This is a genomic window from Halomonas sp. ND22Bw, assembly GCF_003011945.1.
Classification (GTDB): domain Bacteria; phylum Pseudomonadota; class Gammaproteobacteria; order Pseudomonadales; family Halomonadaceae; genus Halomonas; species Halomonas halophila.
The window spans coordinates 1-259 of record NZ_PXWD01001204.1 but is presented as its reverse complement, the minus strand read 5'-3'; the positions used below and the strand labels follow the sequence as shown (position 1 = coordinate 259).

General features: G+C 76.8%; 1 protein-coding gene. It reads right to left on the bottom strand.

Annotated elements, in window-relative coordinates:
* Window positions 1–259: ATP-binding protein (locus tag CVH10_RS21990; RefSeq protein ID WP_369335964.1), on the bottom strand; the 259-nt coding region annotated here is incomplete at both ends.

The window sequence follows — 259 nt, the reverse complement described above, 5'->3', positions numbered from 1 at the left end:
CCGCACCGGGTCCAACGCCGGGGTGGCGGCCAGCAGCGCGCGCATCCGCGTCCGGTCGTGGCGCGGATCGTCGTTCGACGGATCGTCCACGAACGGCATGGCCGCCGCCTGCGCCACCAAGCGCAATTCCGCCCGGCGCCAGCCCAGCAGCGGGCGCAGCACCGCCACGTCGCCGTCGAACCGCCACGGGCGGATCGCCGCCAGCCCCGCCACCCCCGCGCCGCGGTTCAGCCGCATCAGCAGCGTCTCGGCCTGGTCG